This window comes from Ideonella alba (genome assembly GCF_018069845.1).
Taxonomy (GTDB): Bacteria; Pseudomonadota; Gammaproteobacteria; order Burkholderiales; family Burkholderiaceae_C; genus Ideonella; species Ideonella alba.
In genome coordinates, this window is sequence record NZ_JAGQDD010000001.1 from 484,169 (window position 1) to 511,149 (window position 26,981).

Sequence of the window (26,981 nt, forward strand, 5' to 3'; positions counted from 1 at the left end):
GGGCATCAGTTGATGAGAACTCGGGGGTCGTAGAGGGAGGCCCGGAAGTCCACCGGGTGCGTCTCGCCCTCGCCCAGCGCCCACAGCGACAGCATCGCCGCCGGCATCGGGCGGCCGTAGAGGTAGCCCTGGAACTCGTCGCAGTGCAGGGCCAGCAGCAAGTCGCGCTGGCGTTCGGTTTCCACCCCTTCGGCCACCACCTTCAGGCCCAGCGCGTGGGCCATCTTGATCATCGCGTCGACCACGGCCAGCGCGTCGCCGCTCTCGTCGATGTCGGTGAACAGGCTGCGGTCGATCTTCAGCTGCTTGGCCGGCAGCTTGCGCAGTGCGGCGAAGTTGGAATAGGCGGTGCCGAAGTCGTCGATCGACAGCGACACGCCCACGCCCGCCAGCGCACCGAAGGCGCGCATGGTGGTGTCCTCCATGGCCACCGACTCGGTGATCTCGAAGGTCAGCAGCGAGGGCTCGATGCGGTAGCGTTCCAGCGCGGCGCGGATGCGCGGCACCAGGTCGTCCTGGCGCAACTGCTGCATGCTCAGGTTCACGGCCACGCGCATGCGCAGGCCCTGGTCCAGCCACTCGCGCACCTGGCGGCAGGCGTCCTCGATCACCCAGTAACCCAGCGCGCTGATCAGCGCGAAGCGCTCGGCCACCGGGATGAAGACCGCCGGTGAAATCATGCCGCGGGTGGGGTGGTTCCAGCGCACCAGGGCCTCGGCACCGGTGATCTGGCCTGAGAGTGCATGCACCTTGGGCTGGTAGTACAGCTCCAGCTCGTGGCGCTCGATCGCGGTGCGCAGGTCGTGCTGAAGCTCCAGCTGCAGCCGCGCGTCCTGGTCCATGCTGGGCGCGAACACCGCGAAGGACGAGCCGCCGGCGCGCTTGGCCGCGTACATCGCCGCGTCGGCGTTGGCGATCAGCTTGTTGCCGGGGCCATGCGCCGGGTAGGTGACGATGCCGATCGAGCACGACAGGTTGACCTCGACCAGGTTGGGCAGGCGGTAGGGCCGCGAGATGGCCTTGAGCACCGCCTGGGCGGTGCGCGGGCCGCGGCTGGCGTCGCCATCGAGCTGCAGCAGCAGCAGGAACTCGTCGCCGCCCACGCGCGCGGCCAGGTCCTGCGGTTCGACCAGGCCACGCAGGCGCTCGCCCACCTCGGCCAGCACCGAATCGCCGGCGGCATGGCCGAAGGAGTCGTTGACCGGCTTGAAGCCGTCCAGGTCGATGAACAGCACGGCCAGCGATTCACGCTCGCCGGCGGGCACCTTGTCGAGCTGCTCGGCCAGGCGCTCCTCGAACAGCGCGCGGTTGGGCAGACGGGTCAGGGGGTCGGACAGCGCCTGTTCGCGCAGGCGCTCCTGGGCCACGTTCAGCGAGGCGCGCAGGCTGGCCTGGCGGCGGCGCGAGCCGGCGTCGGCCAGGGCTCCGAACACGCCCAGCACCAGCAGGCCGGTGGCTGCGCCGCACAGCAGCCAGACCACGCCCGGGTCGGCGCCGTCGCCGCGCGGGCCCGGTGGCAGCGGCGCGAAAGCCAGGGCGCTGACGCTCAGCTCGGCCGCCAGCCCGCACAGCAGGCCGAAGGCCAGCGCCCCCACCCACACCCGCACCTCCACGCGCGCCACCTGGCTGAAGCGTGGATGGCCCAGCCAGCCCAGGCCCACCAGGGCGCCCAGGCTGATCGCACCCACGGCAATCGCCTGGGTCTCGAGCAGCACATGCTGGGCCGGCCACTGCAGCGAGCCCGCCGCGACCGCCGCCACCAGCTGCCACAGCCCCCCCAGCACCAGGGCCTGCACCGGCACCCGCAGCCAGGGCCGGTGCGACCACAGCAGCGACAGCGACAGCATGCCGGCCATGCCGACAATCGCCACGCCCCAGCTGACCGCCAGCAGGGCCGGGCGGAAAAACAGGTCCCAGGGCAGGCCCATGCCGGCCAATGCCACGCACAGCATGGCCCACAGGCCGCTGCCGCCGGCCAGCGACAGCGCGGCCAGCCAGCCCAGCGCACCGGGTTGGCGGCCGGCGCGCAGGCGCTCGTCGGCGTGGCCGATCAGGGCGAAGAGCAGGATGCCCATCAGCGCGGCACTGAGGCTGGCCACGCCGTTGGCAAAGGGGACGATAGTCTGGGAATCCATCACTGGGCAGGTTTATCCCTTGTTATCGGAATTCCCGCAAGCAACTGAACCCCTGATTCGTGACGAGCGCACGCTCCATTCCCGCCGACCCCACCTGCAAGCCACGCCGTGACGGGTTCAGAAACCCATGCGCCGCTGTTGCCGGACCTGGGGCTTGAGCCGGTGTTCTCCCTCCAATTGGCTCAGGAATTCATCGGGCGTCAGCGCCTGTCCCAGCAGCTCGGCCTGCCGCTGCACGGCCGCAAAGTCGCCCGGGGTGAGCTGGTCCAGTGCGGCCAGGCGGCTGCGGCGCTCGGCATCCAGCCCCGCCGCCTGCCCCTGTAGCGCCTCGGCGACGAACATCCGCTGGCGCTGGGCGGTGTCCAGCGGCTTGAACTGGATCTTGAAGGTGAAGCGGCGCAGCGCCGCCTCGTCCAGCTCCTCGAACAGGTTGGTGGTGCAGATGAACAGCCCGGCATGGCGCTCCATGCCCTGCAGCATCTCGTTGACCTCGGTGATCTCGTAGTGCCGCTCGGCCAGGCGGCGGCTGCGCAGGAAGCTGTCGGCCTCGTCGAGCAGCAGCACCGCCTGCTCGGCGGCCGCCTCCTGGAACATGCGGGCCAGGGCCTGTTCGGTCTCGCCGACGAACTTGCTGACCAGGTCTGAGGCCTGGCGCACCATCAGTGGCCGGCCCAGCGCGTTGGCGATGTGCTCGGCCAGTGCGGTCTTGCCGGTACCCGGCGGGCCATGGAAGCACAGCGTGCCGTGGCCGCGGCGGCGCAGCGCCTCGATGATGGCCGGCAGGTCGAAGCGGCTGTCGATGTTCAGCAGCGACAGATCCCAGTGCGTGACCGCCGGCCGCGCGGCGGCGCCGGCTGCGCGCCGGCCCAGCGCCTTGTCGGCATGGGCCAGCTGGCGCTCGATCAGGGCCTGCGCATCGGCCTCGCTGCCGGCCAGACGGGCGAAGCGGGCGGCGGTGCGGATCTGCGCCGGCGTCAGGCCAGGGCGGCCGGCCAGGCGCGCCACCAGCGCGTCGTCCACCGGCAGCTCGGCCAGTGCGCGCCGCACCAGGGCCTCGCGCGCGCCGGGCGGCGGCGAGGTCAGCTCCAGGTGGTACTGGAAGCGGCGCCGGAAGGCCGGGTCGATCTGCTCGATGCGGTTGGTCACCCAGATCACCGGCACCGGGTTGTTCTCGAGGATCTGGTTGACCCAGGCCTTGCCGCTGACGGTGCCGGTGCCGCCATCCCCGGCATCCAGCCGCGCCACCAGCTGTGCGGTGTCGCCCGACAGCGTGGGAAAGACATCCTCCACCTCGTCGAACAGCAGCGCCACGCGGGCGCTGCCGTCCAGGAAGACCTGGCTGATCTGCAGCGAGCGGTAGCGGTCGCGGCCGCCCAGCGGATGGCCCTCGCGGTCGGCGTACTCCACCTCGTAGAGCTGCAGGCCGGCGCGCTCGGCGCACACCCGCGCCAGCTCGGTCTTGCCGGTGCCCGGCGGGCCATAGAGCAGCACGTTGACGCCTCTGGCCTTGCGCGCCACGGCCTGCTCCAGCAGCCGGCTGATCACCGCCACATCGTCGGCCACGAAGGCGAAGTCCTCGCTGCTGAGCGTGCTGCGCTCGGCGGGCCGGGTGAACACCGCCATCAGCTCGTCGGGGCCGTGGTACTCGCGCATCAGCACCGGCGGCAGCTGCTCCGACACCTTCATCAGGTCGGCCAGGTCGGTGATGTTGTGCTCGGAGATCAGGTTCTCGACCATGCCGATGCGCTCCAGCCGCGAGCCGGTGCGCAGCGCGTCGGCCACCTCGCGCTCATCGACGCCAGCCACGCCGGCCAGCAGCGCATAGGCCTCCTGCGCGCTGCCCACCTTGAACTCCACCAGCAGGCCGCGCAGCTCGCGCTGGTAGCGCGCCAGCGTGCCGTACAGCAGCAGCGCGCGCTCGGCCGGGTTGAGCTGCAGCAGGCCGGCCAGCGCGTCCAGGTTGCGCTCGACCAGGGTCTGCTGGCGGCGCAGGTCGGCCCCCAGCCAGTCGGCAGTGGCGCGCAGCAGCGCCATCAGGTCCTTGGGCTCGTCCTTCAGGTGTTCATCCAGGTGGAAGAACAGGCTGCCCTCTTCATAGGGGCCGCGCCAGACGCCGTGGCGGGCGATGAAGGCGGCGTCGCCCAGCTTCTCGTGTCCGTCCCACAGCCGGTTGCCGGCGCAGCGGCGCGACAGGTACTCGCGCAGACGCCGCAGCACCGGCTGCGGCCACACCAGGTGGCGACCCACCAGCGACAGCAGGCTGCCCCAGTCGCGGCGCAGCTGCAGGCGCGGTCCCTGGCCCAGCACCAGCAGCAGCACGAAGTGGGTGCAACGCCGGTCAAGCACCGGCGCCTCGGCCAGTCCGGGTGAGGGCAGCAGCGTCGTCGCATCCAGCCGGCGCCTGACCATCCGAGATACCTCCGGGAGTGGGGCGGCCCCCGGGCCGCCATCTGCCCGGCCGATCTTGGCAAAGCCGGCGCCCGGGGGCAAGCCCTGCGCCGCCGCAGCGCTCAGCCGCTCAGTGCAGGACGGTGGGCTGCCAGCCGGCGCCGGTGTAGCGCGCCAGGTGGGCGTCGATGTCGGCCGGGTCGATCTCGTCGTCGTCGGCCAGCGCCTCGACCTGGGCGCGGAACAGCTCGGCCAGTTCACCGTCCAGGAAGATGCCCTTGCGGGTCTGCTTGTCGACGATCTCGATGCCGCTGACCGCATCACCCGAGGTGGCCGGCAGGTCGATCTGCATCACCGCGAAGCTGTCGGAGTTGTAGAGCACGATCATCGAAAGCCCTCCATCAGTCATGGTTGTGGTCGGAGGGAGAGTCACCCTCAGGCCTCGCAGGTGGCGACCGGGGGGTGCTTTTCAAGGCGCCTCGTCCAGCCGGCTCCAGCGTACCGCACTTCCGCCCGGCGTGCGCAACCATTGCCAGGCCAGGGGCCAGTGCGGGGCCTGGGCCTCCAGCCAGAGGTCGATCCGGTGGTCGTACGGGCGGCGCGCCGGACGCTGCCAGTGCAGCGCAGGCTGGCCGTCCAGCGGCTCGGTGTCGACCAGGGTCCAGTCCCAGGCGCCCAGGTCGCCGTCGGCACCCGCCACCGGCAGCCGCAGCGTGGCGCCCACCGCCCACTGCGGCTGCGCCGCCAGCACCGCCAGCAGCTGCGGCAGCCAGCTCAGCCGGTCCTGCGCGCCCTCGGGCAGGGCCCAGGCCTGCGCCCGGCCCGAGAAGCTGAGCCAGCCCTGCTCGCGCTGGAAGTTCACCGCGCGCGCGGCACCGCGGGCCTCGCGCTCCAGCGCGCGCTCGGGCGCCAGACCATGTCCGTCGAAGCCGCCCTGGCTGTGCTGCTCGATCAGGCGGCGGCCGTCGAGCTCGGCGCTCAGGTGCGAGCTGAAGCGCTGGCCGTCGTGCTGCCACTCCCAGCGGCCCTCGCCGCGCGCCTCGCCGCGGCTGACCGCAAAGCGCAGCGTGCGCGGCGGCGGCAGCCGGGTGGCGTAGCGGGGCCAGGCGTGGTCGGTCGGCTCGGACGGCACGATCGGCAGGGTGGCTGCAGGGGCCGGCGGCGCCGTCGGCATCGGGGCGGGGGGCTCGGGCGGCGGCCCAGCTGACCGTCGCGGTGGCGTCGGGGCCGTGGCCGGCACGGTCATCGCCGGGTGGTCCGCGGGGGTGTCGTCCACCGGCGCCGCCTGCAGCCGCACCCGCAGGCCGCTCGGTGCCACCAGGGCCGCGGCCGCGTGGCCGGGCGGCGCGGCGCGCATGGCGGCGTCGATCAGCGCCAGGTGGACGGCGCCCACACCCAGCAGCAGCCCCAGGCCGGCCATGGGACGCGCCCACCGGTCCGGACGGGGTGGGGCGGGGTACTGCAGCCAACGTCGGGTGGCGTGGGCGGCCATTGGACAATACTGCCACCAATTCCAGCCCGGCAGGAACTGCCCCGATGAAACTCGCCACCTACCAGGACGGCTCGCGTGACGGCCAGCTGGTCGTTGTCTCGCGCGACCTCACCCAGGCGCATTACGCCACCGACATCGCCACCCGCCTGCAGCAGCTGCTCGATGACTGGAACTTCCTGTCGCCGCAGCTGGAGGACCTGTCCACCACGCTCAACCAGGGCAAGGCGCGGCATGCCTTCCCCTTCGATCCGGCGATGTGCATGGCGCCGCTGCCGCGCGCCGCGGCTCGGCTGCTGGCGCCGCCGGAGGGCCCGCTGCGCCGCGTGGCCAGCGACGCGCTGATGGGCGCGCGCGAGGCCTGGTTCGGCGCCGCCGCGCCGCTGCAGGCCGTGCCCGGCCTGGTGGCGATCACCGGCGACATCGACACCGGCGCCGATGCCGGCCAGGCGCTCGACGGCCTGCGCCTGCTGGCGCTGGGCCAGGACTGGCAGCAGGACGGCGAGTCGCTGAGCGCCGGCTTCAGCCCGGTGGCGGTGACGCCTGACGAACTGGGCGAGGCCTGGCGCGGCGGCCGCCTGTCGGTGCCGCTGCTCTGGCGGCGCAATGGTCAGGCGCTGGGCGCGCTGGACCTGGGTGCGGCGCTGCCGCAGGGCCTGGGCGAACGCCTGGCCGAGGCCGTGCGCCGCCGCCCGCTGCGCGCCGGCAGCCTGCTGATGCTGGCCGCCCAGCCGGCGGACCTGGGCGGTCTGGCCGAGGCCGAGGGCCTGGCGCCGGGCGACGGCCTGTCGCTGGTGGCGGCCGAGCCGCTGGGCGAGGAGGCCTTCGGCCGCCTGGACAACGCGGTCGGGCAACTGGCATGACCGGTGGATGGCGCGGCTGGGTGGCCCGGCTGTGGTCGGCGCTGCTGTGCTCGGCGTTGGTGGGGCTGGCGCCCCCCGCGCTGGCCAAACCGCCCGCATGCCCGCCGGCCGCCCAGGCCCCCGACGCCGCCACGCTCGCCCAGTGGCAGGCGCAGGCGCGCGACCGCGGCCTGCTGTGGCGCTACGAGAAGGATGGCCGCAGCGGCTGGCTGTTCGGCACCCTGCATGTGGGGCGCGGGCCCTGGAGCGTGCCCGGGCCGGCACTGTCGCTGGCGCTGGAACAGGCCGACCGGCTGGTGCTCGAGATCGACCCGCTGGCCGATGACACCCAGTCCGCCCTGCGCGCGCCAACGCCCGCCTCCGGCCCCGCGCCGGCGGCGCCGCCCAAGGCCCTGGCCGCGCGGCTGCGCCGCCAGCTGGAGCGGGCCTGCGTGGGCACGCTGCTCGACGGCCTGACCCCATCGATGCAGGCCGTCACCCTGCTGGCGCTGTCGGCCCGCGGCGCCGGTCTGGACCCGGCCTGGGGCCAGGAGCCGATGCTGTCGCAGCGCTTCCACCAGGCGCGCCGGCCGGTGGAGTCGATCGAGACGGTGGACCAGCAGGTCCAGGCCCTGGTGGGTGGCGACGAACTGGACACCTTGCGCCAGGCGCTCGACGAGCTGGAGAACCCCGCCTCGATGGCCGTGGTGAACCGCCTGGCCGAGGCCTGGGCAGCCGGTGACCTGGCCACGCTGAGCGCCTACCCGCGCTGGTGCCGCTGCCTGGATACCGCGCAGCAGCGCGCCGAGTTCGACCGCGTGGTGCTGCAGCGCAACGCCCGCATGGCCGCCCACATCGAGCGCCTGCACGCGGCCGGCGCCCGCCCGCTGGTGGCGGTGGGTGCGCTGCACCTGGTGGGCGAGGACGGCCTGCCGCAGCGCCTGCAGCGTGCCGGCTTTCGCCTGACCCGGCTCGGGCCGGGCGCGCCGTAGGCCCGGTGCAAGCCAGCTGAGCGCACAATCGACCATCACAGGCCGCACGAGGAGACAAGGCATGAGCAGTGCCACCGATTTCGCCAAGATGGTTCCGGGCTTCGAGTTCCTGCAGGGGCTGGTCAAGAACGCCGGTTCGGCGCTGCCGGGCATCGGCCAGTGGGTCGCGCCCACGCTGAACCCCGAGGAGCTGGAAAAGCGCATCGAGGAGCTGCGCACCGTGCAGTTCTGGCTGGAGCAGAACGCCCGCATGCTGGGCGCCACGATCCAGGCGCTGGAGGTGCAGCGCATGACGCTGTCCACGCTGAAGACCATGAACGTCTCGATGGGCGACCTGCGCGAGGCGATGACGCTGAAGATGCCCGAGGTCGCCGAGCCGCCCGCCGCCACCCCGGCCGCTGCGCCGAAGGCCAAGGCGGCGCCGCGCAAGAAGGCCGCGGCGGCCCCGGCGGCGGCCGCGCCGGGCGCGGTCGATCCGATGCAGTGGTGGGGCGCGCTGACCAAGCAGTTCACCGAGCTGGCCACCAACGCGATGAAGGACAGCGCCACCGACGCCGCCAAGAACCTGGCCAGCGCGATGGTCAAGCAGAGTTTTGATGCCGCCGGCGAGACGCTGAAGAAGGCCGTCGCGGTGCCCGCCACCGTGGCCAAGACCGCGGCCGGCGCGGTGGCCGCCGGCGCCCGCGCCAGTGCCGCCGCGCCCAAGGCGCCGGCCCGCAAGGGAGCTGCCAGCCGGCGATGAGCGCCTCCGCCTGCCTCGCGGCGCACGCCACCCACCCTGACGCCGGCATGGCGCTGGCGCTGGCCGCCGCGCAGATCGATGCCCAGGCCGCGCAGCGGCCCGGCTGGCGCCCCACGCTGGGCCTGCTGTACCTGAGCGAGGGCTTTGCCGAGCGTGCCGCCGAGTGCCTGGACGAGGCGCGCCGCCGCTGGCCGGGCGTGGCCTGGGCCGGTGCCGCCGCCTGGGGCCTGGCGGCCGATGGCGTCGAGTACCTGGACGAACCGGCGCTGGTGCTGTGGCTGATCGACCTGCCGGTGGCGCAATTCCGCTGCTTCGATGGCCGCCATCCGCTGGCCGATGACTGGGCCGGCAGCGCCCTGGTCCATGCCGACCCGGAGCTGCCCGAGCTGGGTGCGCTGCTGAACGAGCTGGCCGAGCGCACCCGCAGCGGCTACCTGTTCGGCGGCCTGCCCAGTGCCCGCCTGCACCGGCGCCACTGGGCCGGCGGCGAACCCATGCAGGGCGGGCTCTCGGGCGTGGCCTTCGCGCCCTCGGTGGGCCTGGTATCCCGCGTCACCCAGGGCTGCCAGCCGGTGGGTCCGACGCGCCGCGTCACCGGCGCCGAGCGCAACCTGGTGGCCACGCTCGACGGCCAGCCGGCGCTGCCGCAGCTGCTGCAGGACCTGCAGGTGTCGCTGGACGAGCCGCGCCAGGCCATGGCCGCGCTGCGCCACACCCTGGTCGGCCTGACCGACGAGGGCGACGCGGCGCGCGGCCCCGGCGGCCAGTTCGGCGGCGACACGCGGGTGCGCCACCTGATCGGCATCGACCCGCTGCGCGAGGCGGTGGCGGTGGCCGACCAGGTCGAGCCCGGCATGTCGCTGGCCTTCTGCACCCGCGACCCGGTGGCCGCGCGGCGCGACCTGGTGCGCATCTGCGCCGAGATCCGCGACGAGGTCGATGGCGACGGCAGCGCGCCGCCGCGGCGCATCCTCGGCGCCCACTACGTCAGCTGCACCGGCCGTGGCGGGCCGCATTTCGGCGGCGACAGCGAGGAGCTGCGCATCCTGCGCCACGCGCTGGGCGAGGTGCCGCTGGTGGGCTTCTTCGCCGCCGGCGAGATCGCCCATCGGCACCTCTACGGCTACACCGGCGTGCTGACGGTGTTCACCAGCGCCTGAGATGGCGGCTGATCGCATCCCACCCATCCAGTGCCTGCAGGCCTTCGAGGCGCTGGCCCGGCTGCGCAGCGTGACCCAGGCCGCGGATGAGCTGAGCGTCACGCCCAGCGCCGTCAGCCACCGCATCCGCCAGCTCGAGACCCAGCTGGGCTGCAAGCTCTTCCTGCGCGACTTCGGCCTCACGCCCGAGGGCCAGGCCTACCTGGCGCCGGTGCGCCAGGGGCTGCAGTCGCTGGCCCAGGTGCCAGGCCGCGCGGCATCCAGCGGCGCCAGCGCGCGCTTGCGGCTGGCGGTGACGCCCACCTTCTCGCGCCAGCTGCTGCTGCCGCGGCTGTCGCACTTCCGCCATGCCTACCCCGAGATCGAGCTGGTGCTGCAGGTGGCCATTCCGCTGGCCGACACCAAGGCCGAGGAGGCCGACCTGGAGGTGCGCTACGGCGCCGGCCCCTACCCGGGCCTGGAGCAGGTGCGCCTGCTCAGCGACGAAGTCACCCCGGTCTGCAGCCCCGAGTACCTGCACGAGGCCGGCCCCTTCGGCGCGTTCGCCAGCGCCGACGATGTGCGCCGCGCCCGCCTGATCCGCACCCCCTTGGAGCCCTGGAGCACCTGGTTCCAGGCCCACGGCATCGCGCTGCCCGAGCCCACCGGCGGCGCCCAGTTCAACGACGTCGGCCTGGTGCTCGACGCCGCCGCCGCCGGCTTCGGCGTGGCGCTGATGCGCCTGCGCCTGGGCCTGAGCTGGCTGGACAGCGGCCGCCTGGTGCGCCTGTCGCCGCGCAGCGTGCCCTCGCCGCTGCACCACCACCTGTGCTGGAAGCCCGGCACGATGGACCGCTGGGAGTGCGCGGCCTTTGCCGACTGGCTGCGCACCGCGCTGGCCACCCCCTGATTCGAGGGCCCCGTCCCCCCAGGGCGGGCCTTGCCCGCACGCCGGATGCGGGCGCATGCTGCGTGCTGGAGGGATGCCATGACACACCACATTCAAGCGCGCGTGGTCCGCACCGCATGCTGGGTCCTGCTGGGCCTGTCGGCCGCGGCCGCGGCCCAGACCCGCCTGCAGCCCGGCCTGTGGGAACAGACCCAGCAGATGAAGTCCGGCAGCGGCCAGATGGAGGCGCAGATGGCCCAGGCCCAGGCGCGGCTGGCGGCGCTGCCGCCCGAGCAGCGCAAGATGGTCGAGCAGATGATGGCCCAGCAGGGCGTGGGCATGGGCAGCGCGCCGGCCAGCGTGCGCCTGTGCCTCAGCAAGGAGCAGACCGAGGGTGGCGACGTGCCGCGGGCCGACGGCCGCTGCACCCACCAGGTCAGCCAGCGCAGCGGCAACACCCTGCACTACAGCTTCCAGTGCAACGGCAACCCGCCCAGCTCGGGCGAGGGCGACTACACCGTCAACAGCCCGACCTCCTACAGCACGCAGATGACGATGAAGACCGTGGTCAAGGGCCAGCCCGAGACCATCCAGATGACCCAGCAGGGCCGCTTCGTCAGCAGCGACTGCGGGGCGCTCAAGCCGATCCAGCTGCCGCGCTGACGGGCTGGGCGCCCGAACGCCGCACGATCAGGCGGCGTCCGGCGCGGGCTCGTGCTTCATGTGCCGGAAGCGCGCCTCGTCGGGCGTGCCTTCCAGCGGCGAGCCGGGCTCGTCCTGCGGCCGCCACATCAGCACCTGGTCGATCTTCGCCGCCAGCGCCAGGTCCTTGGCGGTGATGCCGTCGGCCGAATGGGTGCGCAGCTTCACCCGCACGAAGGCATAGGACACCACCAGATCGGGGTGGTGCCAGGCGGCCTCGGCCAGGTGGCCGATCGTGCTGACCGCCAGCATCGTCGACTTCCAGCCGCTGGTCTTGTACTGGCGGCGGATCCAGCCGTTCTCCAGTTGCCAGTGCGGCAACTCGGCCGCCAGGCGGCGTTGCACCTCGTCGTCGGGAATCAGGGGGTCGGCCATCGCTGTCTCCGGGGGGAATTCGCGCTGATTCTGGTCAGGGGCCGCCGACCCGCGCGCCAGGGTGGCCTTTGATGCGGGTTAACCCGCGCATTGAAAAAGGCTCATGCGCCGGCGCGGGAAGTTTCATCTGCGCACCCGGGGCGCTGCCTACATTGCCGCTCGGTTCACGGTCGCCCCCAACGGCCGTCAGGCTTTTCAACACTTCGAGCGGAGACACCCACCATGGTCTGGCAACAGGTCTACGATCCCTTCGGCAACATGTTCATCTCCACCCTGCTGGCCGCGGTGCCGGTGGTGGTGATGCTGGTGGCGCTGGGCTTCCTGCACATCAAGGCGCACATCGCCGCGGGCCTGGGCCTGCTGGCGGCCTTCGCGGTGGCCGTGTTCGGCTACGGCATGCCGGCCGGCCTGGCCGGCAACGCGGCCTTCTTCGGCGGTCTGACGGGCCTGCTGCCGATCGGCTGGATCGTGCTGAACATCATCTTCCTGCAGCAGCTGGCCGAGGGCAACGGCAGCTTCAAGGTCCTGCAGGACTCGCTCTCGGGCATCACCGAGGACCGCCGGCTGCAGTTGCTGCTGATCGCCTTCTGCTTCGGCGCCTTCTTCGAGGGCGCGGCGGGCTTCGGCACGCCGGTGGCGGTGACCGCGGGCATCCTGATCGGCCTGGGCTTCTCGCCGCTGGCGGCCTCGGGCCTGTCGCTGATCGCGAACACCGCGCCGGTGGCCTTCGGTGCGCTGGGCACGCCGGTGATCACGCTGGCCAAGGTGCATGGCTACGACCTGATGGAGGTGACGGCCATGATCGGCCGCCAGCTGCCCTTCTTCTCGCTGCTGGTGCCCTTCTGGCTGATCTGGGCCTTCGCCGGCCGCAAGGCGATGATGGAGATCTGGCCCGCGATCCTGGTGACCGGCCTGTCCTTTGCCATTCCGCAGTTCCTGGTGAGCAACTTCATTGGCCCCGAACTGGTGGACATCATCGCGGCGATCGTCTCGATGATCGCGCTGGTCACCTTCCTGAAGTTCTGGCAACCGAAGAAGATCTGGACCTCGCCCACGCTCAAGGGCCACGAGAGCGATGGCGGCACCCCGCCGCGCCCGGTGACCATGGTCACCCACAGCCGCGCCGACCTGTTCCGCGCCTGGCTGCCCTGGCTGATCCTCACCGTCTTCGTCTTCATCTGGGGTCTGCCGGCGGTGAAGACGTACTTCAACGGCCTGTGGGCGCCCAAGTTCCCGATCGAGGGCCTGAACAACCTGATCGAGAAGGTGCCGCCGGTCGTGCCCTCGCCGCACAAGGAAGCGGCGGTCTATGTGCTCAACGGCCTGTCGGCCACCGGCACCGGCATCCTGCTGTCGGCCGTCATCGGCGCGCTGGTGATGGGCTACAAGCCACTGGCCATCGTCAGCACCTACTTCCGCACGCTGTGGATGGTGCGCACCTCGCTGCTGACCATCGTGCTGATGCTGGCGCTGGGCACGCTCACCCGCTTCTCCGGCACCGACACCACGCTGGGCCTGGCCTTCGCCGGCACCGGTGCGCTCTACCCGTTCTTCGGCACGCTGATGGGCTGGATCGGGGTGGCGATGACCGGCTCGGACACGGCGTCCAACGTGCTGTTCGGCGGCATGCAGAAGGTGGCGGCCGAGCAGCTGGGGCTGTCGGCCAACCTGATGGGCGCGGCCAACTCCTCGGGCGGCGTGATGGGCAAGATGATCGATGCGCAGTCCATCGTCGTGGCCTCCACCGCCACGCGCTGGTTCCACCATGAAGGCGACATCCTGCGCTACGTCTTCTTCCACTCGATCGCCTTGGCCTGCCTGGTGGGCCTGTACGTCACGCTGCAGGCTTATGTCTGGCCGTTCACGCTGATGGTGATCCACTGAAGTCAGTCCGCTTGTGACCCCGATGCCGGCAATGCCGGCGTCGCCGCGGCGTACAGTTGCACGAGCCAGAGCAGAAAGGCCCTCGCCGGGCCAGGGTGACCGATGAACGCGATCCAGGACCTGACAGCCGCCGACCCCGCCGACCGCTCTGCGCGGCAGTCCGAGGTGGTGGCCGCGCTGCGGCCGCTGCTGCCGGCCCACGCGCTGCTCTACCAGCCCGAGGACACCACGCCGTACGAGTGCGACGGCCTGACCGCCTACCGCCAGCGTCCCTTGCTGGTGGCGCTGCCCGAGACCGAGGAGCAGGTGGCCGCCGTGCTGCGCGCCTGCCACCGGCTGGGCGTGCCGGTGGTGGCGCGCGGCGCCGGCACCGGCCTGTCCGGCGGCGCCATGCCGCACGCCATGGGCGTGACGCTGGGCCTGGCCAAGTTCAACCGCATCCTCAAGCTGGACCCGTACAGCCGCACCGCGGTGGTCCAGTGCGGCGTGCGCAACCTGGCGATCAGCGAGGCCGCCGCGCCGCACGGCCTGTACTACGCGCCCGACCCGTCCAGCCAGATCGCCTGCACGATCGGCGGCAACATCGCCGAGAACTCCGGCGGCGTGCACTGCCTGAAATACGGCCTGACGGTGCACAACGTGCTGAAGCTGCGCGGCTTCACCGCCGAGGGCGATCCGATCGAGTTCGGCGGCGACGCGCTCGATGTGCCGGGCCTGGACCTGATGGCCGCGGTGGTCGGCAGCGAGGGCATGCTGGCGGTGATCACCGAGGTCACCGTCAAGCTCACCCCCAAGCCGCAGCTGGCGCGCTGTGTGATGGCCAGCTTCGATGACGTGCGCAAGGCCGGCGACGCGGTGGCCGCGGTGATCGCCGCCGGCATCATCCCGGCCGGTCTGGAGATGATGGACAAGCCGATGACCGCGGCGGTCGAGGACTTCGTCCACGCCGGCTACGACCTGAGCGCCGAAGCCATCCTGCTGTGCGAGTCCGACGGCACACCCGAGGAGGTCGAGGAGGAGATCGGCCGCATGACCGCGGTGCTGCAGTCGGCCGGGGCCACCCGCATCGAGGTCAGCCAGGACGAGGCCCAGCGCCTGAAGTTCTGGAGCGGCCGCAAGAACGCCTTCCCGGCCTCGGGGCGCATCAGCCCCGACTACATGTGCATGGACAGCACCATCCCGCGCAAGCGCCTGGCCGACATCCTGATCGCGATTGCCGAGATGGAGAAGAAGTACCAGCTTCGCTGCTGCAATGTCTTCCACGCCGGCGATGGCAACCTGCACCCGCTGATCCTCTTCGATGCCAACGACCCCGACCAGATGCACCGCTGCGAGCTGTTCGGCGCCGACATCCTGGAGACCAGCGTGGCCATGGGCGGCACGGTCACCGGCGAGCACGGCGTGGGCGTGGAGAAGCTCAGCTCGATGTGCGTGCAGTTCAGCCCCGAGGAGCGCGAGCAGATGATGGCGCTCAAGCACGCCTTCGACCCGCACGGCCTGCTCAACCCCGGCAAGGTCATCCCCACGCTGCACCGCTGTGCCGAGTACGGCCGCATGCACGTGAAGAAGGGCCTGCTGCCCTTCCCGGAACTGGAGCGGTTCTGAGCGTTGACCGTGATCAAGCCGCTGCTTAAGACCCGGTTCAGCCGGTCGCACGAAGATCAGCCCCATCGACCCGATGGAGGATCTGATCATGCGCGCTCCGTTGACCGCCCTGCTGGGCACCGCGATGGCCCTGGCCTGCGGCCTGGCCTCGGCCACCGTGTTCCAACTGGCCCCGGTCAAGCTGCCCGGCGGCATCACGGTGTCGGGCACCGTCACCACCGACGGCACGATCGGCCCGCTGACCGCGGCCAACCTGACCGACTGGTCGGTCTCGGTGCGCCAGGTGCAGCGCTTCGTCTTCGACCCCAGCCACCCGGGCGTGCAGGTCAGCGGCGTGAGCGTCTCGGCCGACGGCCGCAAGATGAGCGTGCGCACCTCGCCCGATGGCGTGAACGACGGCGGCCTGCTGGCCTTCGGCAGCTTCGGCCCCGGGCCCGAGTACGGCGTGCAGGTGGCCAACTTCACCGGCGCCTACGCCGATGGCGGCGTGGCCTTCTACCTGGCCGGACCGGCCTTCGAATGGCAGTGGCTGTCGGCGCCGAACGCCAGCAAGCGCCTGGTCGCCAAGGCGGCGCCGGGCAGCTCGGTGTTCAGGCTCGTGCCGGTGGGCTTTCCCAGCGGCGCGGTGATGAGCGGCACCATCACCACCGACGGCCGCACCGGCGCGATCGAGGCGTCGGCCATCACCGACTGGAAGATCACCGCGGCGCTGGTCGACGAGGTCCGCTACACGCCGGCCAACAGCAGCGTGCTGCCGGCCACCGCGGGGCTGTCCAGCGATGGCACGACGCTGAGCGTGGCGCGGCCCGGCGGCTACTTCGGCGTGGGCATCGCGCCGCGGCCGCCGGCGCGCGGCCAGGGCGCGGTCCCGGCCGACTTCGCCAGTGCCACCGCACCTTCGGGCGGCCAGGCCGGCTACTGGAACGCCTTCACCTTCCAGTACGTCGGGCTGCACTTCAAGGGCAGCGCCTGGCCGATCGCCACCGTCCAACCCTGAGCGGCGCCCCGGCGGTGCCGCAGCACCGCCGATGAGCGAACTCCACGATCCCCTCCTGCAGACGCTGATCGAGCGCGTGCGCGACGCCGCCGCGCGCGAGCAGCCGCTGTGCATCCGCGGCAGCGGCAGCAAGGACTTCTACGGCGGACCGCTGGTCGGCGAGCCGCTGGATGTGCAGGCGCTGCGCGGCATCTCGTCCTACGAGCCCACCGAGCTGGTGGTCACCGCCCGCGCCGGCACGCCACTGGTCGAGCTGGAAGCCGCGCTGGCCGAGCAGGGCCAGTGCCTGCCCTTTGAGCCGCCGCGCTTCGGCGAGTCCGGCGGCACGGTGGGCGGCATGGTGGCCGCCGGCCTGGCCGGACCGGCGCGCGCCGCGGTGGGCGGCGTGCGCGACTACGTGCTGGGCGCGACGATGCTCAATGGCCAGGCCGAGCTGCTGAGCTTCGGCGGCCAGGTGATGAAGAACGTCGCCGGCTACGACGTCTCGCGGATGCTGGCCGGCTCGATGGGTGTGCTGGGCGTGATCTGCGAAGTCTCGCTGAAGGTGCTGCCGGTGGCGCCGGCCACGCGCACGCTGCGCTTCGACCTGGACCAGGTCAGCGCATTGCGCCGCCTCAACGACTGGGCTGGCCAGCCGCTGCCGCTGAACGCCAGCGCCTGGTGGGACGGTGCGCTGGTCGTGCGTCTGCGCGGCGCGCAGGCCGCGGTGGCGGCGGCACACCAGCGCCTGGGGGGCGAGGAGATTCCCACCGGACTGGCGCAGGCCTTCTGGGACGGCCTGCGCGACCAGCGCGACGAGTTCTTCCAGCTGGCCCAGCAGGCGGTGGCCGACGGCGCCACGCTGTGGCGCCTGTCGGTGGCGCCCACCGCGCCCAAGCTCGACCTGCCCCAGGGCCAGCACCAGCTGATCGAATGGGGCGGCGCGCTGCGCTGGGTGGTCTCGCACGAGGCGCCCGCACGCCTGATGGCCCTGGCCGCCGATGCCCGCGGCCACGCCAGCGTCTACCGCAGCGCCCACGACCACCCCGGCGTGCCGCAGCCGCTGACCGAGGCCAGCCTGCGCATCCACCGTGCCATCAAGCGCGCCTTCGATCCGGCCGGGCTGTTCAACCGCCAGCGCCTGCTGCCGGAGCTGTGATGAGTGATGCCGGCTTCGCCACGCCCGAGACGATGCGCGACTACTACGCGCAGCGGGCGCAGGAGTACGAGCTGGTGTATCACAAGCCGCACCGCCAGCCGGCGCTGCGCCGCATCGAAGCCTGGCTGCGCGAGGTCTTCGCCGATCGGTGCGTGCTCGAGATCGCCAGCGGCACCGGCTGGTGGGTGCCGCACGCGGCCGCGCAGGCCCGGGCCTGGTGGGCCACCGACCTGAACCCCGAGACGCTGGCCGTGGCCCAGGCCAAGGCCTTGCCGGCCTGCGTGCGTTTCGCCCAGGTCGACGCCTACACGCTGCAGGGCCTGCCCCAGGCGCGCTTCGACGCCTGCTTCGCCGGCTGCTGGTGGAGCCATGTGCCGCTGCAGCGCCTGGACGCCTGGCTGGCCACCGTGCATGCCGCACTGCCGGCGGGCAGCCGCGTGGTGATGCTGGACAACGCCTATGTGGAGGGCGACTCCACCCCGGTGACCCGACACGACGACCACGGCAACGGCTACCAGCGCCGGCAACTGCGCGACGGCAGTGAGCACGAGGTGCTGAAGAACTTCCCGTCCCAGGCCGAGGTGATCGCCCGCCTGGGCCCGCGCGCCGAGGCGGTGGTCTGGCACGACCTCGGCCACTACTGGGCCGTGGACTACCGGCTGCGCTGATGGAACTGCTGCAAGGCTTCGCGTTGCTGCTGCTGTGCCAGTCCGCCGGCGAGGTGCTGGTGCGCCTGACGGCGGCGCCGCTGCCGGCACCGGTGCTGGGCGCCGGGCTGCTGCTGGTGCTGTTGCGCTGGACGGCCCTGCGCGCGCCGGTGGCCGCGGCGGCCGATGGCCTGCTGGGCCACCTGTCGCTGCTGTTCGTGCCGGTGGGGGTGGGCGTGATCACCCACCTGACCCTGCTCAGCGAGTTCGGCGGCCGGATGCTGGTGGCGATCGTGCTGTCGACCTGGGCCGGGCTGGTCGTCACCGCGCTGGTGTTGCGCGCGCTGCTCAAGGAGGGCTGAGGTGAGCGCCTTCGTCGAGCTCTGGGTCTACCTGTCCGCCACCCCGCTGTTCGGCCTGACCGCCACCGTCAGCGCCTATGTGCTGGCGCAGATGGCCAGTGCGCGCCTGGGCCACCCGCCGTTGGCCAACCCGGTGCTGTGGACGGTGCTGGCGCTGTCGCTGCTGCTGATGGCCACCGGCACCGCCTATCCCACCTACTTCTCGGGCGCGCAGTTCATCCACTTCCTGCTCGGCCCGGCAGTGGTGGCGCTGGCCTGGCCGATGTGGCAGCGGCGGGCGCAACTGCGCTCGCGCTGGCGGCCGGTGCTGCTGGCCGCGCTGGCGGGTGGCGCGGCGGCCGCGGTCAGTGCGGTGGCCATCGGCTGGGCACTGGGGCTGCCGGCCGAGGTGCTGGCCTCGCTGGCGCCCAAGTCGGTCACCGCGCCGGTGGCCATGGGCATTGCCGAGCGCCTGGGCGGCATCCCCGCGCTGGCCGCGGTGGGCGCGCTGCTGGCGGGCCTGACCGGCGCGCTCAGCGCCAAGCCGATCTTCGATGCGCTGCGCGTGGCCGACCCGTCGGTGCGCGGCTTCGCGCTGGGCACGGCCTCGCACGGCATCGGCGCCGCACGCGCGCTGCAGGTGCATCCCGATGCCGGGGCCTACGCCGGCCTGGCGCTGGGCGTGCAGGTGCTGCTCGCCTCCTTGCTGATGCCGCTGGCCTGGCGGCTGTTCTGACCCCCCTCTTCGAGCCATGCAAACCCACCTCGCTCCCGAATACGCCGGCACCCCCGACGGCGAGGCCGCCGAGGCCATCCTGCGCAAATGCGTGCACTGCGGCTTCTGCACCGCCACCTGCCCGACCTACCAGCTGCTGGGCGATGAGCTCGACGGTCCGCGCGGCCGCATCTACCTGATGAAGCAGCTGCTCGAGGGCGGCACGGTCACGCGCGCCACGCAGCAGCACCTGGACCGCTGCCTGACCTGCCGCAACTGCGAGAGCACCTGCCCCAGCGGTGTGCAGTACGGCCGGCTGGTCGACATCGGCCGCCGCCTGGTCGAGGACAAGGTCGAGCGCCCGCGCGGCGAGCGCACGGTGCGCTGGCTGCTCAAGGAGGGCCTGACCTCGCCGCTGTTCGGCCCGGCGCTGAAGCTGGGCATGGCGGTGCGGCCGATGCTGCCGGCCTCGCTGCAGCGCAAGCTGCCCGAGCCGGCGCCGCCGCAGGCCCACCACTGGCCCACGCGCAGCCATGCGCGCAAGGTGCTGATGCTGCTGGGCTGCGTGCAGCCGGCGATGATGCCCAACATCAACTCGGCCACCGCCCGGGTGCTGGACGTGGCCGGCATCCAGACCCTGGTGGCCGACGACGCCGGCTGCTGCGGCGCGATCCGCGAGCACCTGAACGACCACGCCGGCGCGCTGGCCGACATGCGCCGCAACATCGACGCCTGGTGGCCGCTGGTCGAGGGCCTGACCGAGGCCGGCCAGGTCGAGGCCATCGTCGTCAACGCCAGCGGCTGCGGCGTGGCGGTCAAGGACTACGGCCATGCGCTGGCGGGTGATGCCGCCTATGCCGACAAGGCCGCGCGCATCAGCGCGCTGGCACGCGACATCAGCGAACTGCTGCCCGACATCGTGCCCGCGCTGCAGCAGGCGCTGACGATGCGCCGCACCCGGCTGGAGGCCGACACCGCCGAGCCGGTGGCGCTGGCCTGGCACCCGCCCTGCACGCTGCAGCATGGCCTGAAGCTGCGCGGCGGCGTCGAGCAGCACTTGAAGGCGCTGGGCTTCGTGCTGACGCCGCCCTGCGACAGCCACCTGTGCTGCGGCTCGGCCGGCACCTACTCGGTGCTGCAGCCCGAGCTGTCGCTGCAGCTGCGCGACCGCAAGCTCAAGGCGCTGGATGCGGTGGAGGGCGAGGCCATCGTCTCGGCCAACATCGGCTGCATCCAGCATCTGAAGTCGGGCAGCGCGCGGCCGGTGCGCCACTGGATCGAGGTGCTGGACGACGCGCTGCGCGCCGCCGGCTGAGCGCACCCGGGGCGGGCTGGTCGCTTTCGTTCAAGACAGCCTCCGGCGCCGGCGGCAGCATGCGCTGCATGGACGAGCAGACCCCCCCGACCCTGGAGCGCGACGGCTTCCTGCTGACCCGGCTGGACGACCTGGTGCAGGCCTGCCGCGGCGGCAGCCTCTACTACCTGACCTTCGGCCTGGCCTGCTGCGCCGTGGAGATGATCCACGCGGCCGCCGCGCGCTACGACCTGGACCGCTTCAGCATGATCCCGCGCGCCAGCCCGCGCCAGGCTGACCTGATGATCATCTCGGGCACGCTGACCCACAAGATGGCGCCCGCACTGCGCCGCATCTACGACCAGATGGCCGAGCCGCGCTATGTGATCTCGATGGGTTCCTGCGCCAACGGCGGCGGCTACTACCACCACAGCTATTCGGTGGTGCGCGGCTGCGACCGCATCGTGCCGGTGGACGTCTTTGTGCCCGGCTGCCCGCCCACCGCCGAGGCGCTGTTGTACGGCATCCTGCAGCTGCAGCGCCGCATCCGCACGCGCGAGGTGCACAGCCGATGATGCGTGCATGGGCCCTGCTGCACCTGGTGTCGGCCAGCGCCTGGGCGGGCTGCGTGATGACCGAGCTGGTGGCCGAGAAGTGGCTGCTGCAGCCCGGCGACCGCGCCCGGCTGGCGGGCCTGCACTGGCAGATCGACCGGTGGGTGGAGCTGCCGCTGGCGGCGCTGGCGCTGCTGGCCGGCGTGCGGGCCTGGCCCGGTGCGGCGGCCGACGCGGGTTTGCGCGCCATGGCGGCGGCCGGTGGGGTGGCGATGCTGGCCAACGCGGTGTGCAGCGTCTGGGTGTGGCGGCGCTGGCAGGCGGCACGACTGGGCGACCCTGCTGCGCACGCGCACGCCGACCGCTGGCAGCACCGCTGGGGCGCGCTGGTGGCCCTGGGACTGGGGCTGGCGCTGGGCGCCGCGGCCTGGCGGGCTACAGCCTGAGCAGCCAGTCCTCGTCGCCGTCGGCACTGTCCAGGCGCCGCTGTAACGCGACCGGGCTGTGTGCGAACGCCGCCTTCACCTCGCGCGAGAAATGCGCCTGGTCGGCAAAGCCGTGCTCGGCCGCCGCCTCGGCCGCGGGGGCGTGGCCGTCACGCACGGCCAGCATCGCCCGCTCGGCGCGCAGGTAGCGCTCCACCTCGCCGGGGCGCAGGCCCACCGCATCGCCACTGCGGCGCTGCAGGTGGCGCTGGCTCCAGAGTTGCAGCGTCAACGCGGCGGGCAGGCTGCTGCGGCGCCAGGCGTGGCGCAGCAGATGCACCCAGCCGGGCTGCCGGGGCGCCACCGCTTGCCAGCGCGGTCGCAGGAAGGCCTCGCACCGCGCGATGCGCGCGGCATGGTCGGGCGCCTGCGCCACGCTGTCCAGCAAGGCCTGCCAATCGGCGGGCAAGGCCAGGCGTGCATCCTCGATGCGGTCGCGCCAGGCACCCAGGTCCAGGCCACTCAGCAGCGCCAGCACGCCGGGCTGGAAGGCCAGCCCGAAGGAGCAGTAGGGCGTGATCGCCAGCGAGCGGTAGTCGTGACGATGCGCGCCGGCCACAAAGACCGCAGGCAGTTCGCGGTCGACCGCCGCGCCGCCGCATTCCACCAGCTGCGCCCGGCCCTCGAGCAGCCACACCAGGCCGTTGTACGGCCCGGGCGGCACGCGGGTGGCGCGTTGCGCCAGACTCAGCGTGGACGCACCGCGCAGGTCGTGCCAGTAGAAGGCGCGCACCACGTCGGCCAGATCGGCCGCCGGGGCGACGAGGTGCGAGTCGATGCCCATGCTCAGTTCGGATGCGCATCCGCCGCCGCGGGTTCCGGATCGACCCGCAGCGCCCACCACACGCCGGCGATCAGCAGCGCGATGCCGGTGGCGGTGGGCAGGCCGGGCCACTCGCCGCGCAGCACGAAGGCATAGGCCAGCGCAGACAGCGTCTCGAAGACGATCAGCTGGCCGGCGATGTTGGTGGGCAGGCGCTGGCTGGCCTCGTTCCAGCACAGCGTGCCCAGCCACGAGGCCAGCAGGCCGATGGCCAGCATCAGGCCCACATAGGCGCCGGGCCGCGGGCCCAGCGGCATCACCCACGGCGCATCGGTCAGCGCAAACACCAGCCAGGTGCCGGCAAAGCCCAGCAGCGCCAGCGGCAGCGTGGCGATGCCCTGCGCGGTGGCCCAGGTGCGCGGGCTGCGCTCGGCGTGGGCGCGCAGCCAGTCGGCGTTGCGGATCGGGTACCAGGTCCAGCACACCACGGCTGCCAGCGCCAGCGCGGCGCCCAGTGCGTAGCGGCCCAGGTCGGCCTGCGGGTCAGCGCGCAGCGCCTGCCACTCGGCCTGGTTGACCAGGCCGATGCCCAGCGCGATCAGACCCAGCGAGGGCGCCAGACGGCGCCAGGGCAGGGTGCCGTCGCGCGCCGCATTGCGGCGGTTCGAGACCAGCGCGATCACCACCGGCAGCGTGCCGATGATCATCGTCGGCAGCGGCGCGCCCGCGCGCTGGATGGCCGAGGACAGGCACAGGTAGTAGACGATGTTGCCCACCATCGCCAGCTTCAGCGCCTCGAGCCAGTCGGCGCGCGTGAGCGTGCGCAGCGCGGCGCGGTCCCACCAGGCCAGCGGCAGCGCGATCAGGCCGAAGGCCAGGTAGCGGCCGAAGGACAGCATCACCGCCGGGTAGTCGGACAGCAGCAGCGGCCCCACGAACACCAGGCCCCACATCAGGCCGGCGGCCAGTGCAAACAGCGTTCCGATCAGCATCGACTTAACACAAAAAACGGCCGTCTCCGGCAGCAGCCGATGATCGCATGGCGCGTTACAGTCACGCCCCGATGAATGCACCCTTGATCGAACTGAAAGACGTCAGCCGCCGCCATGATTCCGGCGTGCTGGCCTTGGATGGACTGGACCTGCGCCTGGCGCCGGGCGAGCGCGTGGCCCTGCTGGGCCTGGCGGGCAGCGGCAAGAGCTCGCTGCTGCGCCTGCTGGCCGGCATCGACCGCCCGCTGTCGGGCACCCTGCTGCGTGATGGCGAGCCGCTGCGCGCTGCGCAGGCCGATGCGGCCTTCGTGTTCTCGTCGCCGGCGCTGATGCCTTGGGCCAGCGCGTCGGTCAACGTGGAGCTGCCGCTGCGCCTGCAGGGCTCGGCCGCGCCGGTGGACACGCGCGAGCAGCGCGCCCGTGAGGCCCTGGCCGCGATGGGCCTGGAAGCCCTGGCCGACGTGCTGCCCAAGGCCCTGGACGAGTCGCAGCGCATGGGCGTGGCCCTGGCCCGTGCCTGGGTGGTGCAGCCGGCGCTGCTGCTGCTGGACGACTGGCTGAGCCAGGTCTCGCCGGCCGCGCGTCCTGGCCTGCGCCAGGTGCTGGCCGAGGCCTCGCGCAGTGCCGCCGCACCCACCTGCGTGCTGGCCACGCGCGATGTCGACGAGGCGCTGCTGCACGCCAGCCGCGTGCTGGTGCTGGGCGGCCGCCCGGGCCGCGTGCTGGACGAGCTGCGCCTGGACAACGCCGTCCCGCGCGAGCCGGCCTGGCTGGAGACGCCCGCCGGTCAGCGCGCCCGCAAGCGCCTGCTGGAAGCGCTCAGCAGCGCCGAAGCCACCGCCTGAGTCCGGCTTCGATCCCCTGCGCGGCCCGCCAGAAAAAAGGGCCCCGCGGGATCGCCGCGAGGCCCGGGGTGCCGCTTGCGCGGCGTTTCACACGGATGTGCGTGAACCGGTGCTGATCCCGTGAGGGATCACTTGAACTTGTACTGGGCGCTCAGGTAGACGAAGCGGCCGCGCGGGTCGGTGTAGCTCGGGTCGTAGCCCGAGATGAAGAAGTAGGCCTGCTGCGAGAACGGCGGCGCGGTGTCGAACAGGTTGCGCACGCCGGCGCGCAGCGTCAGGGCGTTGTTGAACTCCCAGGCGCCCGAGAGGTTCCACAGCGAGTACTCCGACACGCGGCGGTCCGGCTTGCCGACGATGGCCTGATCCTGGTAGCCCGACAGGTAGTTGTTCGACAGGCTGGCCGAGAACGCGCCCTGCGACCAGTCCACCGCCAGCGTATGGCGCCAGCGCTGCACCACACCGTCGTTGATGAAGCGGCCCAGGTTGCTGACGTAGGGGTCGCCATCGCCGGTCTGCGACTTGGACTGCAGCGTCAGCGTGCCGTTGAGCGACACGCCCAGCTCGCCGATCGGGCTCTTGATCCGGGTGACGGCCACGCCCAGGTCGATGCCCGAGATCTTCTGCTTGCCGCGGTTCTGCTTGATCAGGTCGATCGCCTCGATCACCTGGTCGCTGTCGCGGTGCACCAGCGAGCCGTACTTGGCCAGGTTGCCCAGGATCACGTCCACGCCCAGCGTGCTGATCAGGTCGCTCTTCTGGATGTTCCAGTAGTCGACGCTGACGCTCAGGCCGCGGCGCGGCTCGAACACGCCGCCCAGCGAGAACTGGCGCGACTTCTCGGGCTTGAGCTTGGGGTTGCTGTAGTTCAGCGTGGTCCAGATGTCCGAGCAGTCGGTGGGCGTGGCGTCCGGGTCGAGCTGCATGCACAGCGGATCGACCAGCGTGGCCGACGACCCTTCAGTGACCGGCCGGTAGAGGTCGGTCATGCTGGGCGCGCGGAAGCCCTTGCCCACCGAGGCGCGCAGCAGCAACTCGCTCATCGGCACGAACTTCATGCCCAGCTTCGGGCTCAGGGCACCGCCCGAGACCTGGTACTTCTCGTAGCGCATCGCGCCGGTCAGCTCCAGCTGCCGGGTGATGGGCGCCGACACCTCGCCGAACACCGCCGCCACCTTGCGCGAGCGGCCGAAATCGGCGCCCGGGCCCTGCGAGGTCTCGCCCAGGATCAGGTCGTCGGCCAGCGCCTGCGACTGGTGGTAGTCCTGCTTCTCGCGCCGGAATTCGCTGCCCACGGCCACCGCCAGATCGCCGCCGTCGAGCTTCATCAGCCCCCGCGAGGCCTTGACGTCCAGGCTGGTCATGGCGCCGGTGGCGCGGCGCACCTCGCCGCGGATCTGCGCGGCTTCGAACATCGCCAGGCCTGCCGCGGTCTGCGTGCCGAAGGGGTTGAGCGTGCCGTCGGCAAAGCCGTCGCGGATCGTCTGCTCGTTCAGGTAGCCCTGGTAGTCGCGGTCAGACACCTTGCTGGTGCTGTGGTTCACCGCCCATTCATAGTCCCAGCCGGCCAGCACACCGTTGGTGCCGGCGAGGACGCGCTGGGTGGTGGAGACCAGCTCGCTGGTGCGCAGGCCGGCATCGACCAGGCGGGTGCGCACGGTGATGATGCGGTCCTCGTCATCGGCCGCCAGCGCGTTCAGCGAGGAGAAGGCCAGGAACGGGATCTTGCCGACGTCGATGTCGGCGTCGATCCGGTTGGGCGTGCCGCTGTAGAGCGTGCGGGCGCGGGCCAGCGAGACTTCGGCAAAGCCCTGGTGACCGCCGCCCAGGTCGAGCACGCCGCGGCCGAACACGCTGGACTTGGTCGACTCGGGGTAGAGCTCGATGTCGCGCATGTAGTCGAAGGTGCAGCCATCGACGCCGCCGATGCCCTCGGGCAGGTAGAGGTTGGCCGGCGGGTTGCAGCCTGTGGCCGCCGAGGGGTTGGCGCGCTTGGTCGAGATCAGGTCCACGCCATTGGGCTTCCAGCCGTCGCTGGCCAGCGTGTCGCGCTGCGAGCTGCTGAGGACCAGGTTGCCGGGGAAGGTGGCGCTGGAGAGCAGGTCGGGCAGGCGCTGCGGGATCTGCAGGTCGGAGATGAAGCGGCGGTTCAGCGCGTTGAGCTTGCTGGTCTTCTGCAGGTCGGCCACGGCCATCAGGTTGTAGCCGTCGCGGCCGAGGTCGCCCAGGCCGCCGGCCAGCGTCACGCTGCGCTTGTTGCCGCCGCCGCCCTCGGTGGTGTTGCCCACCTGGGCGCGCAGCTCCAGGCCGTTGAAGTCCTTGCGGGTGATGAAGTTGATCACGCCGCCGATCGCATCCGAGCCGTACAGCGAGGAGGCGCCGTCGAGCAGCACCTCGACGCGCTCGATCGCGGCCGCGGGAATCGCGTTCAGGTCGACACCGGCGGCATCGCCGGGCGAGGCGAAGTTGGCCATGCGCCGACCATTGAGCAGCACCAGCGTCGACGAGACGCCCAGGCCGCGCAGGTTGGCGCCGTTGAAGCCCATCTGGTCGCGGAAGCCGCCGTAGGCCACGCTGCCGCCATCGGTCAGGTTGGCGGCGGTGGCGCTCAGGCGCGAGATCAGCTCGGCCGCGGTGGTCACGCCGGTCTTGTCGATCTCCTCGCGGGTGATGACCTGCACCGGCAGCGCCGTCTCGCCGTCGATGCGCTTGATCGCCGAGCCGGTGATCTCCACCCGCTGCGGCGCGGCGGTCTGGGCCAGCGCGGGCAGGGCCAGGCTCAGCGCCAAGGCGCTGGCCGACAGGGCGAACGGGAAGGCGCGGGCGGCGGGGCGGCGGCGTTCGGCAGGGGTCATCGGGGGCTCCGTGGGCGGGATGGAGGGCTGCCGGCAGTCTAGGAAGCGCCGGCGGGGCATTCACTGAAGCGACACATTGTGGTCGCGCTGGCGCAACTTGCGGTCGCATCGACGCAAGAGCGGGGCACGCGTGCCCGCCTTGTTTGCGTCGAAGCGACATCTTCTGTTGTGATTGC

Annotated in this window: 25 protein-coding genes; 17 read left to right on the forward strand and 8 right to left on the reverse strand. The window is 72.2% G+C overall.

Annotation, left to right across the window (positions count from 1 at the left end; all coding sequences use genetic code 11):
• Positions 1–5 precede the first annotated feature (5 nt).
• The 4 genes from KAK03_RS02040 to KAK03_RS02055 all read right to left on the reverse strand — a co-directional run bounded on the left by KAK03_RS02040 (position 6) and on the right by KAK03_RS02055 (position 5,943).
• Positions 6–2,135: a putative bifunctional diguanylate cyclase/phosphodiesterase gene (locus KAK03_RS02040; RefSeq protein WP_210851502.1), complete on the reverse strand. Its 2,130-nt coding sequence runs from the start codon at positions 2,133–2,135 to the stop codon at positions 6–8.
• Positions 2,136–2,252: 117 nt separating this feature from the next.
• Positions 2,253–4,544, reverse strand: coding sequence for an ATP-binding protein (locus KAK03_RS02045; protein WP_210851503.1), 2,292 nt, complete (start codon positions 4,542–4,544; stop codon positions 2,253–2,255).
• A gap of 109 nt (positions 4,545–4,653) precedes the next feature.
• Positions 4,654–4,911 carry a BTH_I0359 family protein gene (locus KAK03_RS02050; protein ID WP_210851504.1) on the reverse strand — a complete coding sequence of 86 codons (258 nt, stop codon included), beginning with the start codon at positions 4,909–4,911 and terminating at the stop codon, positions 4,654–4,656.
• 81 nt (positions 4,912–4,992) lie between these two features.
• On the reverse strand, positions 4,993–5,943 hold the full coding sequence (locus tag KAK03_RS02055) for a hypothetical protein (protein WP_210851505.1): 951 nt from the start codon (positions 5,941–5,943) through the stop codon (positions 4,993–4,995).
• Positions 5,944–6,059: 116 nt separating this feature from the next.
• On the opposite strand from KAK03_RS02055, the gene KAK03_RS24795 reads away from it, so the two are divergent.
• The 6 genes from KAK03_RS24795 to KAK03_RS02085 all read left to right on the forward strand — a co-directional run bounded on the left by KAK03_RS24795 (position 6,060) and on the right by KAK03_RS02085 (position 11,279).
• On the forward strand, positions 6,060–6,875 hold the full coding sequence (locus tag KAK03_RS24795) for a fumarylacetoacetate hydrolase (protein ID WP_247660864.1): 816 nt from the start codon (positions 6,060–6,062) through the stop codon (positions 6,873–6,875).
• Positions 6,872–7,846 carry a TraB/GumN family protein gene (locus KAK03_RS02065; protein WP_210851506.1) on the forward strand — a complete coding sequence of 325 codons (975 nt, stop codon included), beginning with the start codon at positions 6,872–6,874 and terminating at the stop codon, positions 7,844–7,846. The genes KAK03_RS24795 and KAK03_RS02065 overlap by 4 nt, the downstream gene beginning before the upstream one ends.
• Before the next feature lie 61 nt (positions 7,847–7,907).
• A complete protein-coding gene (locus KAK03_RS02070) occupies positions 7,908–8,588 on the forward strand; it encodes a PhaM family polyhydroxyalkanoate granule multifunctional regulatory protein (RefSeq protein ID WP_210851507.1) in 681 nt (226 codons plus the stop codon).
• Positions 8,585–9,748 (forward strand): FIST signal transduction protein, encoded by a 1,164-nt coding sequence (locus KAK03_RS02075; protein ID WP_210851508.1) that lies wholly within the window; start codon positions 8,585–8,587, stop codon positions 9,746–9,748. The genes KAK03_RS02070 and KAK03_RS02075 overlap by 4 nt, the downstream gene beginning before the upstream one ends.
• 1 nt (position 9,749) lies before the next feature.
• Complete coding sequence (locus tag KAK03_RS02080) at positions 9,750–10,637, forward strand: LysR substrate-binding domain-containing protein (RefSeq protein ID WP_210851509.1); 888 nt, start codon at positions 9,750–9,752, stop codon at positions 10,635–10,637.
• Positions 10,638–10,715: 78 nt separating this feature from the next.
• Entirely contained in the window at positions 10,716–11,279 is a 564-nt protein-coding gene (locus KAK03_RS02085; protein ID WP_210851510.1) for a DUF3617 domain-containing protein, read from the forward strand.
• A 27-nt stretch (positions 11,280–11,306) separates the two neighbouring features.
• Here the strand turns inward: KAK03_RS02085 and KAK03_RS02090 are convergent, their stop codons facing one another.
• Entirely contained in the window at positions 11,307–11,693 is a 387-nt protein-coding gene (locus KAK03_RS02090; RefSeq protein WP_210851511.1) for a 4a-hydroxytetrahydrobiopterin dehydratase, read from the reverse strand.
• Positions 11,694–11,915: 222 nt separating this feature from the next.
• Between KAK03_RS02090 and KAK03_RS02095 the strand changes: the two genes are divergently transcribed.
• The 10 genes from KAK03_RS02095 (at position 11,916) to KAK03_RS02140 (ending at position 21,314) form a co-directional block, all read left to right on the forward strand.
• Positions 11,916–13,577 carry an L-lactate permease gene (locus tag KAK03_RS02095; RefSeq protein ID WP_210851512.1) on the forward strand — a complete coding sequence of 554 codons (1,662 nt, stop codon included), beginning with the start codon at positions 11,916–11,918 and terminating at the stop codon, positions 13,575–13,577.
• Positions 13,578–13,679: 102 nt separating this feature from the next.
• Positions 13,680–15,182 (forward strand): FAD-linked oxidase C-terminal domain-containing protein, encoded by a 1,503-nt coding sequence (locus KAK03_RS02100; protein ID WP_210851513.1) that lies wholly within the window; start codon positions 13,680–13,682, stop codon positions 15,180–15,182.
• Positions 15,183–15,270: 88 nt separating this feature from the next.
• Positions 15,271–16,179 carry a hypothetical protein gene (locus tag KAK03_RS02105; RefSeq protein WP_210851514.1) on the forward strand — a complete coding sequence of 303 codons (909 nt, stop codon included), beginning with the start codon at positions 15,271–15,273 and terminating at the stop codon, positions 16,177–16,179.
• A 31-nt stretch (positions 16,180–16,210) separates the two neighbouring features.
• On the forward strand, positions 16,211–17,317 hold the full coding sequence (gene glcE / locus KAK03_RS02110) for a glycolate oxidase subunit GlcE (protein WP_210851515.1): 1,107 nt from the start codon (positions 16,211–16,213) through the stop codon (positions 17,315–17,317).
• Positions 17,317–17,985, forward strand: coding sequence for a methyltransferase domain-containing protein (locus KAK03_RS02115; RefSeq protein WP_247660865.1), 669 nt, complete (start codon positions 17,317–17,319; stop codon positions 17,983–17,985). Before glcE ends, KAK03_RS02115 begins: the two co-directional genes overlap by 1 nt.
• Entirely contained in the window at positions 17,985–18,326 is a 342-nt protein-coding gene (locus KAK03_RS02120; RefSeq protein WP_210851516.1) for a CidA/LrgA family protein, read from the forward strand. Before KAK03_RS02115 ends, KAK03_RS02120 begins: the two co-directional genes overlap by 1 nt.
• Position 18,327: 1 nt before the next feature.
• Positions 18,328–19,041 (forward strand): LrgB family protein, encoded by a 714-nt coding sequence (locus KAK03_RS02125; protein ID WP_210851517.1) that lies wholly within the window; start codon positions 18,328–18,330, stop codon positions 19,039–19,041.
• Positions 19,042–19,057: 16 nt separating this feature from the next.
• The gene (gene glcF, locus KAK03_RS02130) at positions 19,058–20,335 is read left to right on the forward strand and encodes a glycolate oxidase subunit GlcF (RefSeq protein ID WP_210851518.1); all 1,278 of its coding nucleotides are present in this window, start codon (positions 19,058–19,060) and stop codon (positions 20,333–20,335) included.
• Between the two features lie 68 nt (positions 20,336–20,403).
• On the forward strand, positions 20,404–20,889 hold the full coding sequence (locus KAK03_RS02135; protein WP_210851519.1) for a NuoB/complex I 20 kDa subunit family protein: 486 nt from the start codon (positions 20,404–20,406) through the stop codon (positions 20,887–20,889).
• The gene (locus KAK03_RS02140; RefSeq protein ID WP_210851520.1) at positions 20,886–21,314 is read left to right on the forward strand and encodes a hypothetical protein; all 429 of its coding nucleotides are present in this window, start codon (positions 20,886–20,888) and stop codon (positions 21,312–21,314) included. The genes KAK03_RS02135 and KAK03_RS02140 overlap by 4 nt, the downstream gene beginning before the upstream one ends.
• Here KAK03_RS02140 and KAK03_RS02145 read toward each other — a convergent pair.
• Together KAK03_RS02145 and KAK03_RS02150 are read right to left on the reverse strand one after the other, a co-directional pair.
• Positions 21,304–22,137 (reverse strand): helix-turn-helix domain-containing protein, encoded by an 834-nt coding sequence (locus KAK03_RS02145; protein ID WP_210851521.1) that lies wholly within the window; start codon positions 22,135–22,137, stop codon positions 21,304–21,306. The two genes, KAK03_RS02140 and KAK03_RS02145, sit on opposite strands and share 11 nt — an antisense overlap.
• Before the next feature lie 2 nt (positions 22,138–22,139).
• Positions 22,140–23,108 carry a DMT family transporter gene (locus tag KAK03_RS02150; RefSeq protein WP_210851522.1) on the reverse strand — a complete coding sequence of 323 codons (969 nt, stop codon included), beginning with the start codon at positions 23,106–23,108 and terminating at the stop codon, positions 22,140–22,142.
• 71 nt (positions 23,109–23,179) lie between these two features.
• Between KAK03_RS02150 and KAK03_RS02155 the strand changes: the two genes are divergently transcribed.
• Complete coding sequence (locus KAK03_RS02155; RefSeq protein WP_210851523.1) at positions 23,180–23,953, forward strand: ABC transporter ATP-binding protein; 774 nt, start codon at positions 23,180–23,182, stop codon at positions 23,951–23,953.
• A gap of 128 nt (positions 23,954–24,081) precedes the next feature.
• On the opposite strand, the gene KAK03_RS02160 is transcribed toward KAK03_RS02155, so the two are convergent.
• Positions 24,082–26,805 carry a TonB-dependent receptor gene (locus KAK03_RS02160; protein WP_210851524.1) on the reverse strand — a complete coding sequence of 908 codons (2,724 nt, stop codon included), beginning with the start codon at positions 26,803–26,805 and terminating at the stop codon, positions 24,082–24,084.
• Positions 26,806–26,981 lie beyond the last annotated feature (176 nt).

Excerpts from the sequence above, each read along its gene's own strand:
- KAK03_RS02055 (WP_210851505.1), bottom strand. The coding sequence starts at position 5,943 with ATGGCCGGCCTGGGGCTGCTGCTGGGTGTGGGCGCCGTCCACCTGGCG.
- KAK03_RS02040 (WP_210851502.1), bottom strand. The coding sequence starts at position 2,135 with ATGGATTCCCAGACTATCGTCCCCTTTGCCAACGGCGTGGCCAGCCTC.
- KAK03_RS02100 (WP_210851513.1), top strand. The coding sequence starts at position 13,680 with ATGAACGCGATCCAGGACCTGACAGCCGCCGACCCCGCCGACCGCTCT.
- glcE (WP_210851515.1), top strand. The coding sequence starts at position 16,211 with ATGAGCGAACTCCACGATCCCCTCCTGCAGACGCTGATCGAGCGCGTG.
- KAK03_RS02090 (WP_210851511.1), bottom strand. The coding sequence starts at position 11,693 with ATGGCCGACCCCCTGATTCCCGACGACGAGGTGCAACGCCGCCTGGCG.
- KAK03_RS02070 (WP_210851507.1), top strand. The coding sequence starts at position 7,908 with ATGAGCAGTGCCACCGATTTCGCCAAGATGGTTCCGGGCTTCGAGTTC.
- KAK03_RS02105 (WP_210851514.1), top strand. The coding sequence starts at position 15,271 with ATGCGCGCTCCGTTGACCGCCCTGCTGGGCACCGCGATGGCCCTGGCC.
- KAK03_RS02045 (WP_210851503.1), bottom strand. The coding sequence starts at position 4,544 with ATGGTCAGGCGCCGGCTGGATGCGACGACGCTGCTGCCCTCACCCGGA.
- KAK03_RS02135 (WP_210851519.1), top strand. The coding sequence starts at position 20,404 with ATGGACGAGCAGACCCCCCCGACCCTGGAGCGCGACGGCTTCCTGCTG.
- KAK03_RS02065 (WP_210851506.1), top strand. The coding sequence starts at position 6,872 with ATGACCGGTGGATGGCGCGGCTGGGTGGCCCGGCTGTGGTCGGCGCTG.
- KAK03_RS02080 (WP_210851509.1), top strand. The coding sequence starts at position 9,750 with ATGGCGGCTGATCGCATCCCACCCATCCAGTGCCTGCAGGCCTTCGAG.
- KAK03_RS02160 (WP_210851524.1), bottom strand. The coding sequence starts at position 26,805 with ATGACCCCTGCCGAACGCCGCCGCCCCGCCGCCCGCGCCTTCCCGTTC.
- KAK03_RS02145 (WP_210851521.1), bottom strand. The coding sequence starts at position 22,137 with ATGGGCATCGACTCGCACCTCGTCGCCCCGGCGGCCGATCTGGCCGAC.
- KAK03_RS02095 (WP_210851512.1), top strand. The coding sequence starts at position 11,916 with ATGGTCTGGCAACAGGTCTACGATCCCTTCGGCAACATGTTCATCTCC.
- KAK03_RS24795 (WP_247660864.1), top strand. The coding sequence starts at position 6,060 with ATGAAACTCGCCACCTACCAGGACGGCTCGCGTGACGGCCAGCTGGTC.
- KAK03_RS02115 (WP_247660865.1), top strand. The coding sequence starts at position 17,317 with ATGAGTGATGCCGGCTTCGCCACGCCCGAGACGATGCGCGACTACTAC.
- KAK03_RS02150 (WP_210851522.1), bottom strand. The coding sequence starts at position 23,108 with ATGCTGATCGGAACGCTGTTTGCACTGGCCGCCGGCCTGATGTGGGGC.
- KAK03_RS02050 (WP_210851504.1), bottom strand. The coding sequence starts at position 4,911 with ATGATCGTGCTCTACAACTCCGACAGCTTCGCGGTGATGCAGATCGAC.
- glcF (WP_210851518.1), top strand. The coding sequence starts at position 19,058 with ATGCAAACCCACCTCGCTCCCGAATACGCCGGCACCCCCGACGGCGAG.
- KAK03_RS02075 (WP_210851508.1), top strand. The coding sequence starts at position 8,585 with ATGAGCGCCTCCGCCTGCCTCGCGGCGCACGCCACCCACCCTGACGCC.
- KAK03_RS02140 (WP_210851520.1), top strand. The coding sequence starts at position 20,886 with ATGATGCGTGCATGGGCCCTGCTGCACCTGGTGTCGGCCAGCGCCTGG.
- KAK03_RS02085 (WP_210851510.1), top strand. The coding sequence starts at position 10,716 with ATGACACACCACATTCAAGCGCGCGTGGTCCGCACCGCATGCTGGGTC.
- KAK03_RS02120 (WP_210851516.1), top strand. The coding sequence starts at position 17,985 with ATGGAACTGCTGCAAGGCTTCGCGTTGCTGCTGCTGTGCCAGTCCGCC.
- KAK03_RS02155 (WP_210851523.1), top strand. The coding sequence starts at position 23,180 with ATGAATGCACCCTTGATCGAACTGAAAGACGTCAGCCGCCGCCATGAT.